The organism is Leptospirillum ferrooxidans C2-3 (assembly GCF_000284315.1).
Taxonomy (GTDB): Bacteria; Nitrospirota; Leptospirillia; order Leptospirillales; family Leptospirillaceae; genus Leptospirillum; species Leptospirillum ferrooxidans.
This window is the reverse complement of the sequence record NC_017094.1, coordinates 643440-657642: the sequence shown is the minus strand read 5'-3', so window position 1 is coordinate 657642 and position 14203 is coordinate 643440. Positions and strand designations below refer to the sequence as shown.

The following is a 14203-nucleotide window of genomic DNA, read 5'->3' as shown; positions in this document are numbered from 1 at the left end:
ACCTCCTGCAAGAAGATATTTACGGTCGACCAATGAATGGCTCACCGATCGATTCGATTGAGCGACCAGTACAAAGCAAATGCGGAGAGAGTTTTTCCATCACGAATTCCCCCATCGACAATAGATTTCGGAATCGATGAAACAGGGAGAGACACAACATCCAGATCCTCATCCTCATCCGGAGAAGACTCCCCTTGGAGCCCTCCGGTTGAAAGGAAAAGATGAATTCGTTCATCACAAAAACCGGGCGTTGTCATGATTGTACCCATAAGCGACAACTCCCCTCCATAAATTCCTGTCTCTTCCCTTAACTCCCGAATTGCCCCTTCCCTTGGATCCTCGCCCTTCTCCAGTTTTCCCGCCGGCAACTCCAGAACAATCTCCGATACCGATGGGCGAAACTGTCGAACAAAAAACACCTTGCCATCGATAATCGGCAAAATGGCAACACCTTCACCAAAACAGACTGACTCATGAATCCAACCGGACTGAACAGAACCGACCTTGGACAAACAAACGGATATTCTGTTCCCTGAATACACAACGGACCGGTCTCTCTCCTTCGACAGATCCTGTTCCGGCCCGGTCATGAGGGAGTGCCCATACGCTTTCTTTTTTCTCTCGCGACATACCAAAACAAAAGAACAAGTGAAAAGATCAGAAAAGAGCCAATACCGGAGAGTGCTCCGATTGAAGATTTAATCCCGTAAGAAGGGCTTCTCGCTGGATTATAGATCACAAAAAGCATGGTATAAACTGAATAGGCAGTCACAATCGAGCAAATGAAACAGATAAGGGTGACCCAACCCAGACGGCGATGCACATTGGGGTTTTTCACCAATATTCTCTCTCCGTCTTTGAAATCGGTCGAAATAAAACCGTTGAAAACAACCACTCCCGTTAAAACCAATGCCGCCGTTGAAACAAGAGAGTGAAAAATGATTACTGGATAATAAATCAGAAATTTGACGAAGTCCGGTCCACCAAACCCCACAATGCCCACGATGTATTGTTGTGCGATATACATGAGAAACCAGGCCGCCACCAGTACAGAAGATAAAAGCATTGTATTATGATGGCGAGTGCCTTTGTGCTTTTTGGCGAAATATCCTCCGACAGCCAGAAAACTGAACACAATTGTCTCACTCGTTACGGTCAGATCCCACCAAAAATCCGCCTTGGTACCCAAAAAGCCATGCATCTAATACTCCTTATCCAGACACTTCCCCATGAACATCATGAAACAGGGTCACCACTTTCCAATGCACGACACACAAGATACCAGATAGAAAAAGGGACGACAAAGGCAAAAATTCCAACCATGCCAAAAAGCAGGGTAAATCCCATAAAGGCATCCATCGGGCTTTTCCCAACCAACTTAAAAAAAGAAAAAAGGAAGTGACCACCCAGTAGATTGGGAACCATGAAAGTATAGCCAAACCCCCAGAATGCAAAGATTGCAGTCAGGAAAGGATGACGTTTGGCTAGGAAAGGAAGAGAGAGAGTAGGCGGGGCCAAGGGTTGCTCCCTTTAAGGCTTTGGCTTATCCATGTCACGAATGCGGGCAAGCTCTGAAAGGAGATACGCAAAATCATCCTTGCTTACAGAGTTTCTCCTGATCGTAGCTTGAATTCGCCTCTTATCAATGGTTTGGCCCCATAATCCCAAGAGAGTCCGACCACCTTGGAACTGAAGCTTTCTGACAATCTCATCAGCATCCCCATTTTTCCACGTCAGAATCACGGATCGGTGACCAATCTTGATTGATTTAAGGGATTTAGGAAACAGCAAAAGGCAATGAGAGCCGACAGAAGTAAAGCCTGAAAAGAGCGCGAGCCACAATGAAAAGAAAAACAAATAGAACAGGGGAGATGTATGGCTTTTTTGATAATAGTCAAAACTTAGAACGGAAGACATAAAAATAGCTGTACCATGGAACAAACCGCTCCATAAAGCTCCTCTTTTGTCTGGCACCAATTCTATAATCTTATCTGACATGCTCAAACGTTACCATAACTATTGAATAAATTCAACGAAAACAAAGCCTCCGTACGATTTCTTTCAGAAAATTTCAGCCCCGGCGAGAGAGGGATCAATCCTTTTCCGCTACGGAATCTCACAATTCTCTCTAAATTAGGGGATAATGATTGATCCACACCTTCTGACAGAAGTTCTCACAACCCTTGGGAAATATAAACAGACGCTTCCTGAGAAAGCTCCTGTTTCTTGGGATTGTCTGAAATAACATGAATCACAAAGGGGTGGAGCCCCTCTGAGAGATTTCCCTCTTTCGGAAGAATTGATACAGGAATAATCTTTTTACTCCCTGCCGGAACCGTTATTTGGTCAGTTCCGATATGAATACTATTGGCAGGAAGGCCATCCTCCTCAATCCGAAACCGTTGAGAAACTGGCTTTTTATTCGAAATTGCCAAAGAATATCTGGTCAAATGCCCTGGGTTCTGGCTAAAGGTAATATGAAAGGGTACATAAGAAAAAATTCCGTAAATAAAAAGTGATAACGGAATCATAGTAAATCCCGCAGTCAATGCAAAACGATTCACTGCAGGCGAAACTTTATTGATATGTTTCTTGCCATCTTTCCCAATTGAAAAACCATCAAAATGAAACGTCAAAAGGGAGGGCACATTTTTTTTGGCTGAATAATCCTCACAAGCGACAACACATTCCCCACAATTGATACAACGGGTATAATTCTTGGTGTCCCTGGGATCAATGTCAACGATGCAAGACTTCACACAAAGATTACAGCCTGTGCACTCTTCCCTTCTGGCATCATCAAATGCAACTTTCATGGTTGCTTCACTTTTGAACATATGCTGCCACAAGGGGTAAGGGCAGACCCAATTGCACCAGTAATGCCTGATCAAAAATAGATCCAAAACAAACAGGGCCCCTATACCCGGAATGATAAAAAACACTCCATGTGCATTGGAACCCGTCCTGATATCACTCCATAGAATTTTTGGATTGACAAAATAGCCCGCAAAAATCACTCCGAGAGCGACGGACATCAAAACAATGATGGTTCCAAAAAGGACCCAACCGGTTGCTGTTGCCTTGGAACCTTTACTGAGATCACCGCCAATGGTTAAAGAGTCGAGACCCAAGCTTTGCTTTTTGGATTTCAGGACTTTAATCACCAGGAAGTCGACAAACTCTGAAAGAGTATTCTGGATACAGGCCCAGCCGCAAAAGACCATTCCGAGCATGGAATAGATGGTTGCAGCACCTGCTATCAGAAGAAGCCAGAATGGAAAGATCAGGAAAAAATCGCTCCACCAGATCTGATATCCGGCCAACAAAAAACGGCCGGTGGACAGATCGATACGAAATAACCCAGTAAAGGGCAATACAGCTATTGTCGTAAGGATCAATCCTTGAACCAGGTATCTCAGCGTCGTCACACGCCAGAATCTCTTCGATTGAGTATTGGACGGTTTTTTATCGATGCTTGGCATGGGAATCAGCGAAGCATTTTTTACGGAGGATGACATAGCCAACCTTTCAGGAAAGGAGAATCCGGGGGCATTGTTCCAGAAATCTACTCTTCTCCCTGATCATCTCCTGATTTTCCACTGGATTCAATCTCATGGCGCCAATACCAGGAAACACCAAGATATAAAAAAACAGGCGCCAGCACTCCCAGCAAAAAAATGAGATAAGCAATCCATGGAACACCCAGTGTGACATGGACATATCTTGGCATATAGGCCATGGCCTGATCGGGCGAAAACAGATCGAGCCAAAACGTCAGAACAATCAGAGACGCCGCAATAGAACCATTCTTACGATTCAAGCCGATTCTCCAGCCCTGACGGAGACTCTCCCGGGAAGGAGAGCATTCTCCTCAGCAGGAAGCGTTTTCTTTCCCTTAGCCACCTGAACAGAATTGTAAATATTATAGGCAAAAATGAAGTTTGCCAGAAGCACCATCATCCCAAAGACACCGACCAGTTCCATGTATGGGACTTCGACTGGCTTGATGTCGGCGACATTACCGTGCAAAAGGATCATTCCGCCCTTGTATCCTGCAATCGTGAAACAAAGAACCATTCCAACCAAGCCGATGTTGTGCGTCCAGAAATGGATCTTCATTAACTTATAGCTGTAGAGCGGAGAATTATAGAGCCTCGGCACAACATAATAGATTGTTCCGAAGATCGCCATTTCGACCCATCCCAACAAATTGATATGGGTATGACCCAACACAATCAGGTCTGATGGACCACCAGCACCTGCCTGTACAAAATTCCGGAACTGCTCAACACCCCCCATGATTGAACCCCAGGAAAAACCGATGATCGCATACAAAAGACAAGCATAATAGAACTTCATGATGTAGTCCTTGATACCTTCTTCCCGATCCATAATCTCCCCTCTCTCATTCATGAATGACATCCCGGCAAGTCCGGAACCCAAAGAAATCGGATGCGTAATCCGGCCAAGTTGGATTTCTAGCGGTCGTTCTGGCACTGTACTGATCACTTTTCCAGGAACCGCCACGCAAAACCTTGTAGACCTTACCCCTGACCCTATGGAGCGTACCAGTGGCATCAACTTTATACGCCATGAATCTCGCTTTATTGGCAGTGCTTCCAGGATAGGGTTTATAGGTGGATGAGGTCCATTCGAACACATTTCCAGCCATGTCGTAAATCCCGTAGGGACTGACTCCGTCGGCATATCTTGTCACGGAAGTCGTATCCCCTGCACTGTAATTCGCATTTGCCCGTCGGGGATCCCAGGTGTTCCCCCATGGCCAAAGCCTTCCGTCTACTCCACGAGCGGCTTTTTCCCATTCCTCTTCCGTACAGAGGCGGCTTTTCTGCCATCTGGCAAAATCAACCGCATTCAGGTAGCTGACAAAGGTTACGGGATGATCCCCTTTTCCCTTTGGATAGGTTCGATTTTTCCAGCCTGGAGGGGCCAGATAATGGGCTTGATCGATAAACTCCTTGTATTGGCGATTCGTCACCAATGTCTTCATGATGGCATAAGGGGGCAGATAGACCTTATGGACCGGAGTTTCATCGAAATTTGAAAATGAGTCGTCGGATCCCATAATAAAAGGACCGGCAGGGATATACACAAATCCCGGCGGCAAATGGACCCCTTTTGGCGCAGGAACCGCCAAACTGGGAGTTGCAGCTATTTCATTGGCAGCCTTTGAAATCGGAAGGGATGCTGACAGATGCGGAACGACCCCTCCCATTGGCCTGAAATTTCCGGGCGCCGCACCATGTGTCCGAATGCTGGATTCGGAAAGCCTCTTGATACGGTTAGAAGCAAGACTCACAATCTGGATGGCTCCAGCAATCAGGATTAAAACCACCACGGTCACGGAGATCGCTTTCCACGGCAGCCTCCACGGAGACAGCTCCTGAAGTGTCAGATCATCATCATCCATGCTCGTGACTGATGGGAAATGGCTCTTTCTTTCATCAGTGGATTCTTTCGACGGGTCGATTGGCTGCACAATGGAATCATCTGTTTTGCCCGTCATCTTTTCATGCCCTCTCTTTTACAGGAACAGCATCCGGTATCACGGATGCAGATTCTTTTGCAAAATAGGTCCAGAAAATATTGGCCACAAAGGTCCAGTGCGCCAACCCCATGAGAAGAGCCGAAAAAACAAATCCAATCCGGTGGATCGGCTCATAATGGGCTCTCGCCAAAGGGTAAACAATCCCTTCGTCTATCATCCGGTTGCCCTCCAGGATTCCAAAGACCAACAGAGTGACATAAAACAAAAGAACTCCTGAAACCATAAAGTAAAAATTGGCCTGCCCGAGAAAAGCACTCTTGATATTCCGCTTCATCATGCGGGGGATGAGATAGTAGACAACCGCCATCATGACCGATACGACCCCGCCAATCAGATTGATGTGAGCATGTGCCAATGGATCAACAAGGTGTCCGGCCTGCCCTGTGGTATGAACCCAATGTCTCAACCTCGGGGTGGATTGCAGAAATCCCTGGAGAGTCCCTATGAAAAGACAGAAAACACCAAAAAGGATAAACTTCAGTCCCAACCGATCGCTTTCTTCTATTTTCATAGCTGAGTACTCCCTTCGTTTGAACCGTTTTCTAATGTCTGGGTGTTTATTCTTTGTTTCAAGCGCATCTTTCTTGCCTTGTCCTGTTTTTTTCGAAAAAACTCACCGGCCCATCCACCTACAAATGAAACCTCTGGTACAGTGATGAAAAAAATCATCATGAAAGGAGCTGTCGGAAGACCAACCGTATGAAAGGTTCCTGATCTTGAGGCGTTCATGTAAGCCCAAAGGATATAGAGCATCGGCGGAACAGCTCCCCAGTACTTTCCCCACTTCCCAACGATATAGCCCACATAAAACGCGACCAGAGCCGGAACAAGAAGGTATGTCCAGAGAATTCCACCTCCAAACAGATGATGGAATGCACCATCTGTCAGGTGAAACACTGAATCTATGATCCAATAACCGAGTATACCCAACACCAATGCCAGTACGACTCGGAAAATATAATTTTTCTCAAGATTCATCTGGACAGACCTCCCTCAGACCTACTTTCGGTCTTCTAGTTCCTTTTCCTTCATAGCCTCAATATGGTTTTTGCGATCATCATCATCCTCCATAAAAACAAGGTATTTGATATTTTCATCGAACTGGTTGTTCTTATAAGCCCAATAAATACCGATAACAACCAGTACGAGCGAGACCAATCCCGTTGCCGTCCACAAATAGGCAACAATTCCCTCAGGTAATTTCATCTTATACCCCTTCTGACTTATTTTGGCGGTTTAGGATAATTCGGCGAACCCGGAAGAGCCTGGGTTGATGTTAGCAAATCCAGAAGCATCGCCTTGTCTGCCGGAGGAATATCCGAAAAATCCGTGGCAAACTTTCCATCATGCCTTGTGTTGAAAAAAACCTTATGGGGATCCTTCATGTAGGATTCCAGCCATTGTCTGGTCCTTTTTGTTCCTTCCCCGTCCAGATCGGGACCTGCAAAATCCCCGTCTCCATAAAGGACATGGCAGTTTTTACATCCATCCCTTTTAAACACATGAAATCCTGCCTCTGTCTTTTTATTAAAGACATAAACATCATTAGTCGTCCAAAAATTAATAATATGCATCTGTCCCAAGACGTACAAAATCATCACAACCCCGATCATGAGAGCTGTGAGCATAAAGACAACCTTTTCCCCGGTTTTCATTGGTTACGACCCCATCAAACCAGAATTTTCAAGACGAGCTGGACCACTGCAAACAAAAGCACAACCGTCACACCGATAATGCTAAGAATGACGACAACCTGCTCTCCTTTTTTCAGCTTTCCAAAAGGACCAATGATATAACGGGACATAATCAGAAAGACAAAAACAGCAGCGATCAGGAAGGTAAAAATCACAATTGAAACAGATAGTTTGATATTCATACAGGACCCTCTTACCTGTTATTTTACGGCCCATCATCTTCCCGGGTCAACAAAAAGGGCGGTCGCAAGCGAACCGCCCTGGTCCAATATGCAAAAAAAGAAAGGCCGGATTTTATACAATCCGGCCTTCTTCAAAAATGTAGATTACTCAGGCCGTCTCTCATCAATAAAGAAAGAGTAAATAAGAGAACAAGCCAACATCATCATTGTGATGACCCAAAATACATAAGGACTATTTAAATTCCACATATGACCCTCCCAGGAGAGTTCTCTCCAAAAAAACGCTTACAATCAGATACTTAAAATTAGAAATCTTTGGAAACCTCTGTTTTTTTCAACAAAAGCCCCATCCAGACATAAAAGAAGCAAACATAGGTCGAGTTGATGATATAACCCTGATCCCACCATGGACGAGCCAAAGTCTTGGATAGGTGAGCCTTGAGAACAGGTGCTCCCATAATAAGCCAATGATGAGGATGGCCAGGGTATTGCGGACGAGCTCCGAAAAGAGGGAATGTCAGCAATTCAGCCGTCACAACAGTCATTGTAAGAATAAGGATCAACGCTGCAGGGATATTGTTCGTCCCTTCAAGAATACCGTCATACCTTTCATTCAACATTTCATCGATATCAGCCATCTCATAACTCCTTACAAGTATAATTGCGGTGAAACATCTCCGTCAATTGAAGACGTCTATTTCAAGCTTGCCATGTAATCGGCCAGAGCGTCAAGATCCTTTTTGCGGAGATAGTTAAATGCAGGCATCATCGACTTTGGCTGAACAGCCCTTGGATTGGCATGGTGAACCAAGTGCCATCCCTTGATAGGCAACCGGCTTCCGACATGCAGAAGATCAGGGGCCTTTCGATCAGATCCGAACACTGTAGGGCTTTCTCCCACAAAGTCGGCGGCTGTCGGAGGCGCTCCAAAATACTGCCAGTCCTGAGTCTGCTCCGGAAGGAGTGTATGGCACCACCAGCATCCTTCGCGGATAAAAACCACTTTTCCTTTTCCGATCATTGTTGGCCGATTGTCGCCGGTCATCATGGGATCTTCAAGCGTCCATCCGCTCTCAGAGCCATAATCCTTGGACTTCTGGACAGCTGTGGCCGTCGGAGGAATCTTTGCCATCTGGAGGGATGGGAACAAAACAACAATCGAGAGCACGATTACAAAAAGCGTGCCGATCATCATGGTACCAAATTTATACTCACGATAAGCCATTCACCACTCCTCACTTTAGGTTGAGGTCCAGACACCCAACCTGACTTGTCCAAGAACTGGTTCAAGAGTCCGGGAAAAATCCCGAAACATCTAAAAGGAAACTACTTTTTCCCTTTTGTAGGATCAAATTTTGGCTTGGCGCCGATTCCGGTCATGCACTGGATCATAAGAAGCAAACTGGTAAGGGCAGTGGCAGTTCCCATCAATGCCGCAAAAGCCGACACACTGGTATTTCCACCTGGGGTGGCACCACAACAATTTGACGAATCAGACAATTGTGCCAGCGTAGAGAGAAGATCCATCGTTTTCTCCTTATTAAAAATTCAAGAAACCATAAAGTTTACACCGATAACACCACAAAGAGATGATCTGAAAAGACCTAAAGTATCTTTAGGCTTTTCAGCTTGCAATCACCAATTCTCTTCTTTGCGATGAAGTGACCGAGCCCACAGGGAAACGGCCATTCCGGTTATTGCGGAGATGACCATAACATCGTAGACCCACTCATAATCTCCACGCCAGGTCGGAAATCGGTGTGCACCCAACCATTCCTGCAAACAGAAACCAACGACACATCCGCTGCCTACGGCAACAAATGCGCCAACCAATGCATAAGCTACAAAACCCTTCATGCTGTTTCCCATTTTAATACCCTCCGATTTTCCATGGAAACCATGGACCGGTAAACGATCCTACTATCGGATAAACTCCGAAAAATAATAGCTGACGACCTTCCCGCTCTGAACACAAAAAACCCTTCAAAAAAGGTAGATCAGGAGGAGATCGGGTGGATAATACCCCCCGCATAAATACTTGTCAAGAATATATGGGATTTTCAATCGGGATGTTCCCAATTTTTGACTCGACTCGTTTTGGATACATCGTTTTTGGTATGCTTGATTTATGAAAAATTCCTCATCCCCCCTTGAAGCTTGGCATTCTCCCGAAGGAAGACGAATCAAGGATTCGGTTCTTGGAATCAACGATGGTGTGGTCACGGTTGTCAGTTTTATTGGTGGCCTCACCGGATCAGCCTTGCCAATGCATACCATTTTTTTTTCAGGAGTCATGTCCAATGTCGCAGGAGCCATTTCCATGTTTCTGGGAGGCTATATGGCTTCTCGAAGCCAGCGCGATTTTTACCTGAGAGAATCCAACAGGGAATGGGATGAAATCAGGGATACCCCTGAACTGGAAAAGAAAGAGGTCTTTGATATCCTGTTAAAGATGCACTTCTCTCAGGAAGAGGCAACGCTGTTTGTGCAAAGGATCACGAAGGATCCTCATCTTTGGCACTCCTTCATGATGAAGGAAGAGCTTGGATTGAGTGATATGGAAAAGGCACATCCATTAAAGGATGGCACATGGCTGGGAGCCTCCTTTCTCATTGGAGGGATTCCCCCACTCTTTCCCTATGCATTCGTTCATTCCCTGTCTTTTGCGTTTGATCTTTCCCTCGCTCTCTCAATAGTGGTATTGGCAACCCTCGGTGTTATAAAATCCCACTATTCGAATGAACCGGTCATCAAGGGAGCAGGAGAAATGGTCATTCTGGGTGGATCAGCCGCATTGGCAGGTCTTTTTGTCGGAACGATTCTTCCTAAAATCTTCCACCTGTCCTGATATTCACCATGGAATCAACTGTTTGACCTTAACCCACATGGATTGGTCAAACGTCCTTGTTCCAACAACAACCATAATAAGGAGTCAAGAGCAATGGGAAGATTTCGCTATCATCTTTTTGCCTGCACGAATGAACGGCCAGCAAACCATCCAAGAGGATCCTGCGCAGCCAGGGGAATCGCTCCCCTGCTCGACGAGCTGAAGGAAGCCGTCCTGATGAGTCCTGTCCCTGGACCCATCAGGATCAATAAAAGCGGTTGTCTTGATACCTGTGAGGAAGGCCCTGTATTGGCGATCTATCCAGATGGAGTCTATTACAGGATACAAACCTCGGAAGATGTCAAACGGATCGTTTCAGAACACCTTCAAAAGGGACATATCGTTTCGGATCTTCAAATCGACAATCCTCCGGAACTGGGAGGGAGATCTCTTTGAGAAACATCAACATGAATCCTGTCACAGTTTATGCACCAGCCTCTGTCGGCAATATCGGACCAGGATTTGATACCCTTGGGATGGCCGTTACAGGAATGGGTGACCAGATCACAGGATATCTCGAAGACAAACGATCCGGCGACAGGATCCTTTCCATTTCCGGAGCATGGAGCGAATTGCCAATGGATCCAAACCAGAACACGGCAACTATCGCGGCCAGGACTATTCTGGACATGGCTGGGCTAACAGGAAAGGATCTGGTGATATCAATCGAAAAAGGAGTTCCTGGATCAGGACTTGGCTCCAGTGCGGCATCAGCTGTCGGCGGAGCCTTTTTGGGAAACATTCTGGCCGGGAATCCTTTCTCGGAGCAGGAAGTTCTGGAAGCGGCTGCCAATGCTGAAAGCAGGGTGAGTGGCGGATATTTCCTGGATAATGTCTCGGCTTGCCTATATGGCGGAGTCACTGTCTCCATTACCAATCTGAAGAAGTCTTTCCGTTTTGGATCGCTTGATGGTGTTCACCTTCTGTTTATCGTCCCGAGATCCCTTTTGAAAACCTCAGAATCCAGAAAAGCCATTCCGGAAAAAGTACCTTTTAAAAACTCAGTTGAAGCCATTATGAGAACGGCCGGCATTCTGACTGCAGTTTCTTCCCATAACCAGAATCTGTTTTGTGAGATGGTCAACGACCCACTCGTCTCTCCCTATAGAGGCCCTCTCATCCCCTTGTTTTCAGCCATTCGAGATATTGCGGTTGAAGCCGGTGCTTCAAATCTCGTCATATCAGGTGCAGGATCAACAATGGTAGCACTTTCACCCAATCAGACCACAATCCAAAAAGTCCAGGATACCCTGCAACCATTCTTGGACAATCAGGAATACTCAGCGGTCCTGATCCCATCAACCATTGATTCCAAAGGAGCCAGAATTGTCAATCGCACCTCCAGTTTATGACATTCGAATCTCTTACGATGAAAACTACAGGAATGGGCCGGTTTTTGGGATCTCGCCACCTCCCCTTCAGGACACACATCAACTGGTTTCGTTTCTTGGAATACCTTGCCGGTCCAGAATCGGAATTCCGGCAGGACCGCTTCTGAATTCAAGCTGGATCGAGTTCTATTCCAAAATGGGATTTGACATCCTGACCTACAAAACGGTCAGAAGCCATAGCCATCCTTCCTACCAGAATCCCAATTGTCTTTATGTCCCATTTAACCGTCCATTCAAGGCAGAAGACCTGGATTCGCCACTGATTGCAACGCTGGACTTCCATCCTCAGTCCATGAACTCCATAACGATTACAAACTCTTTTGGAATGCCAAGCCAAGATCCTTCCGTCTGGATTCCCGATATCGGAAAGGCGGTCCAGTCTCTCGCCAAGAATCAGGTTCTGGTCGTATCGGTTGTCGGCATTGAACAACCAAACTGCTCCATGCCGGAGGACTTTGCCAGAACGGCAAAAATCGCCAAGGAAGCAGGCGCAATGGCTATCGAGGTCAACTTTTCATGTCCCAACGTCAAGGGAAAAGAGGGGCAGCTTTACCAAAGTCCTGAATCGAGCATGAAGGTTTTGTCCATGGTCAGGGCCGCTATCGGAGACACTCCCCTGATTATGAAGATAGGCCAAATTTCAGACCCCGACCTCGCGAAAAGACTCCTCGAAAAAGCCTCTCCGTACATACAGGGAGTCGGAGCTATTAACACCGTCTTGGGAACAATCATCAACTCGAACGGACAACCGGCTCTTCCTGGGGCAGGAAGAGAACGGTCTGGGCTTTGCGGAGCAGGGATCAGAAATCTTGCGCTTCAAACCGTAGGGATTCTGAGAAAAGTGATTGACGAAGAAAAAATGGACCTCTCGCTCATCGGGGTAGGCGGATACAACACCCCCGATGATTATATGTTATTCCGAAATGAAGGGGCCGACTTTGTCATGTCCGCTACCGGGGCAATGTGGGATCCATACCTCGCCTATGTCACAAAACAAAGAGATATTGACTAGCTGTCCAGAGGAGTCGCCAGTTTATCCGGTGGATCAGAAAAATACTGATCCACCTCGCATTGATATGTTTTAAGTGGATCTAGCATATACAGCACTTCCCCTTCGTTCACCTGAATTCCAAACCACTGGATAATGTAGGATAAATCATTCTCTTCCAGAATATGGTTAACGGCTATTGAACGACCATAGGCCCTTGTATGATCCGGGGGCTTCCCGACTCCATCCGTGATCTGTCTGTCAGAAATCAGCCGACGATGCCTTCCCTCTTGCTCAAGGATACGGAACAGGCCTTTTTCAGGGTGAATATTGTGATACTCCAAGTCCAGACTCTCCAGCCATGGATCGCTCCAGTCGAGCCCTTCGTCTTCCCTGAATTGGTCCAGCAATACATATTTGGCAGCCCAATCAATGCGATCCGCCACCTTTTCCGGATCTTTTTGGCCGAGGTCGGAGAGAAGAGCTGCCCATTCTGAAATTACCCAGTCTGTTTCTTCGTCCCTACCCCGATAATTTCGGTCTGCTGCTTCAAGAAACATCCATTGTAAATCTGTCGCCGTCAGCATCTGGCCATCATTGTCCATTACTCTCCACCCCATTGAAATATCATGGGAAATGGAATGATTGGCCCGGACAGGATCGATAATCCCAATCGCCGGAGCCAGCCCGTCTTCAATAAGGGAAAGTGCAAGTCGGGTCGTTCCAAACTTCATCGCTGTCGCAAATTGGGACATATTGGAATCACCCATCAATAGATGCATGCGCCGAAAAAGAGCCGGATCCGCCAATGGTTCATCTCTTGTATTGACAATGGAACGATTCATCTGAACCCATTGGTAAAACTTGTTCACCACATAATCAGCCCGTTGGGAGAGCTGAAAAGTGACTGGCTTTGCTGTGGGGGGGAATGTGATCAGACTCTCATTGAGATTGGCAGAGCCGACCCGTCCGGCTCCCGTAAAAATCTGTCTTGTCACAAGAAATGCCACCAACGGTTCCATTCCTTTTTCCGTGAAGGGAAACTGCCGTGAGACAAGATAGTTTTCATGAGAACCAAAAGTCGCAAGGGTTTGATGATCTATATTGTTTTTAATCAGGGAGATTTCAGAGGTTAAGCCCAGTTCGTTGATCGCATCCTGTAGAATTTTATCTCCGGCCCTGTCGACCAGAACCAGATCCAGAAGATCGAGAGCTTCAGGGGAGGCGTATTCAAGATGGCCCATGTCAACATAAAGCCTCCCTGCATTCCTCAGGAATCCACCATTGCCAACTGGCTCATCATAAGCTCTCTGATGCTGGTCTATCGCCCCAAGACGACTGGTATGAAAGATGTGATCTCTCAATCTCTGAAAAATCTCTTCCTGGCGAAAAAGATCCCGAACGGAACCGGGATCTCTGTTCAACAGGGTTCCATACTCCGTTTCAAGTCCTATGATGGAACGCAATGGCAACCCCTCCTTCCGGAGAACAC

At 46.4% G+C, this 14203-nt stretch carries 20 protein-coding genes; 4 read left to right on the top strand and 16 right to left on the bottom strand.

Annotation, left to right across the window (positions count from 1 at the left end; translation table 11 throughout):
- Positions 1–41: 41 nt before the first annotated feature.
- From LFE_RS03470 to LFE_RS03395, 15 genes are all read right to left on the bottom strand, one after another.
- Complete coding sequence (locus tag LFE_RS03470; RefSeq protein ID WP_041773988.1) at positions 42–590, bottom strand: NUDIX hydrolase; 549 nt, start codon at positions 588–590, stop codon at positions 42–44.
- Positions 587–1201 (bottom strand): DUF420 domain-containing protein, encoded by a 615-nt coding sequence (locus LFE_RS03465; protein ID WP_014448887.1) that lies wholly within the window; start codon positions 1199–1201, stop codon positions 587–589. Before LFE_RS03465 ends, LFE_RS03470 begins: the two co-directional genes overlap by 4 nt.
- A 329-nt stretch (positions 1202–1530) precedes the next feature.
- Positions 1531–1998: a hypothetical protein gene (locus tag LFE_RS03455; RefSeq protein ID WP_148272530.1), complete on the bottom strand. Its 468-nt coding sequence runs from the start codon at positions 1996–1998 to the stop codon at positions 1531–1533.
- A 176-nt stretch (positions 1999–2174) separates the two neighbouring features.
- On the bottom strand, positions 2175–3518 hold the full coding sequence (locus tag LFE_RS03450; RefSeq protein ID WP_081495328.1) for a 4Fe-4S dicluster domain-containing protein: 1344 nt from the start codon (positions 3516–3518) through the stop codon (positions 2175–2177).
- Between the two features lie 47 nt (positions 3519–3565).
- Complete coding sequence (locus LFE_RS03445) at positions 3566–3820, bottom strand: hypothetical protein (RefSeq protein WP_014448883.1); 255 nt, start codon at positions 3818–3820, stop codon at positions 3566–3568.
- Positions 3817–4392, bottom strand: coding sequence for a cbb3-type cytochrome c oxidase subunit I (locus tag LFE_RS03440; protein ID WP_014448882.1), 576 nt, complete (start codon positions 4390–4392; stop codon positions 3817–3819). The genes LFE_RS03445 and LFE_RS03440 overlap by 4 nt, the downstream gene beginning before the upstream one ends.
- A gap of 13 nt (positions 4393–4405) precedes the next feature.
- A complete protein-coding gene (locus LFE_RS03435) occupies positions 4406–5527 on the bottom strand; it encodes a formylglycine-generating enzyme family protein (protein ID WP_014448881.1) in 1122 nt (373 codons plus the stop codon).
- Between the two features lie 4 nt (positions 5528–5531).
- Positions 5532–6080, bottom strand: a complete 549-nt coding sequence (locus LFE_RS03430) for a cbb3-type cytochrome c oxidase subunit I (RefSeq protein ID WP_014448880.1) — start codon at positions 6078–6080, stop codon at positions 5532–5534.
- Positions 6077–6547: a hypothetical protein gene (locus LFE_RS03425; RefSeq protein WP_014448879.1), complete on the bottom strand. Its 471-nt coding sequence runs from the start codon at positions 6545–6547 to the stop codon at positions 6077–6079. The genes LFE_RS03430 and LFE_RS03425 overlap by 4 nt, the downstream gene beginning before the upstream one ends.
- Before the next feature lie 21 nt (positions 6548–6568).
- Entirely contained in the window at positions 6569–6775 is a 207-nt protein-coding gene (locus LFE_RS03420) for a cbb3-type cytochrome oxidase assembly protein (RefSeq protein ID WP_014448878.1), read from the bottom strand.
- A 17-nt stretch (positions 6776–6792) separates the two neighbouring features.
- Positions 6793–7224, bottom strand: a complete 432-nt coding sequence (locus LFE_RS03415) for a c-type cytochrome (protein ID WP_014448877.1) — start codon at positions 7222–7224, stop codon at positions 6793–6795.
- Positions 7225–7238: 14 nt separating this feature from the next.
- Positions 7239–7445 carry a hypothetical protein gene (locus tag LFE_RS03410; protein WP_014448876.1) on the bottom strand — a complete coding sequence of 69 codons (207 nt, stop codon included), beginning with the start codon at positions 7443–7445 and terminating at the stop codon, positions 7239–7241.
- Positions 7446–7750: 305 nt separating this feature from the next.
- Positions 7751–8083 carry a hypothetical protein gene (locus LFE_RS03405; protein WP_014448875.1) on the bottom strand — a complete coding sequence of 111 codons (333 nt, stop codon included), beginning with the start codon at positions 8081–8083 and terminating at the stop codon, positions 7751–7753.
- Between the two features lie 56 nt (positions 8084–8139).
- Positions 8140–8670, bottom strand: a complete 531-nt coding sequence (locus tag LFE_RS03400; protein WP_014448874.1) for a cbb3-type cytochrome c oxidase subunit II — start codon at positions 8668–8670, stop codon at positions 8140–8142.
- Between the two features lie 101 nt (positions 8671–8771).
- Complete coding sequence (locus LFE_RS03395) at positions 8772–8972, bottom strand: hypothetical protein (protein ID WP_014448873.1); 201 nt, start codon at positions 8970–8972, stop codon at positions 8772–8774.
- Between the two features lie 601 nt (positions 8973–9573).
- On the opposite strand from LFE_RS03395, the gene LFE_RS03385 reads away from it, so the two are divergent.
- The 4 genes from LFE_RS03385 to LFE_RS03370 all read left to right on the top strand — a co-directional run bounded on the left by LFE_RS03385 (position 9574) and on the right by LFE_RS03370 (position 12735).
- Positions 9574–10293 (top strand): VIT1/CCC1 transporter family protein, encoded by a 720-nt coding sequence (locus LFE_RS03385; RefSeq protein ID WP_014448871.1) that lies wholly within the window; start codon positions 9574–9576, stop codon positions 10291–10293.
- Between the two features lie 93 nt (positions 10294–10386).
- Positions 10387–10728, top strand: coding sequence for a (2Fe-2S) ferredoxin domain-containing protein (locus LFE_RS03380; RefSeq protein WP_014448870.1), 342 nt, complete (start codon positions 10387–10389; stop codon positions 10726–10728).
- The gene (locus LFE_RS03375) at positions 10725–11684 is read left to right on the top strand and encodes a homoserine kinase (protein WP_014448869.1); all 960 of its coding nucleotides are present in this window, start codon (positions 10725–10727) and stop codon (positions 11682–11684) included. The genes LFE_RS03380 and LFE_RS03375 overlap by 4 nt, the downstream gene beginning before the upstream one ends.
- Positions 11659–12735, top strand: coding sequence for a beta/alpha barrel domain-containing protein (locus LFE_RS03370; RefSeq protein WP_014448868.1), 1077 nt, complete (start codon positions 11659–11661; stop codon positions 12733–12735). The genes LFE_RS03375 and LFE_RS03370 overlap by 26 nt, the downstream gene beginning before the upstream one ends.
- Here LFE_RS03370 and LFE_RS03365 read toward each other — a convergent pair.
- Positions 12732–14177: a proteasome accessory factor PafA2 family protein gene (locus LFE_RS03365; protein WP_148272529.1), complete on the bottom strand. Its 1446-nt coding sequence runs from the start codon at positions 14175–14177 to the stop codon at positions 12732–12734. The genes LFE_RS03370 and LFE_RS03365 overlap by 4 nt on opposite strands.
- Between the last annotated feature and the right edge of the window lie 26 nt (positions 14178–14203).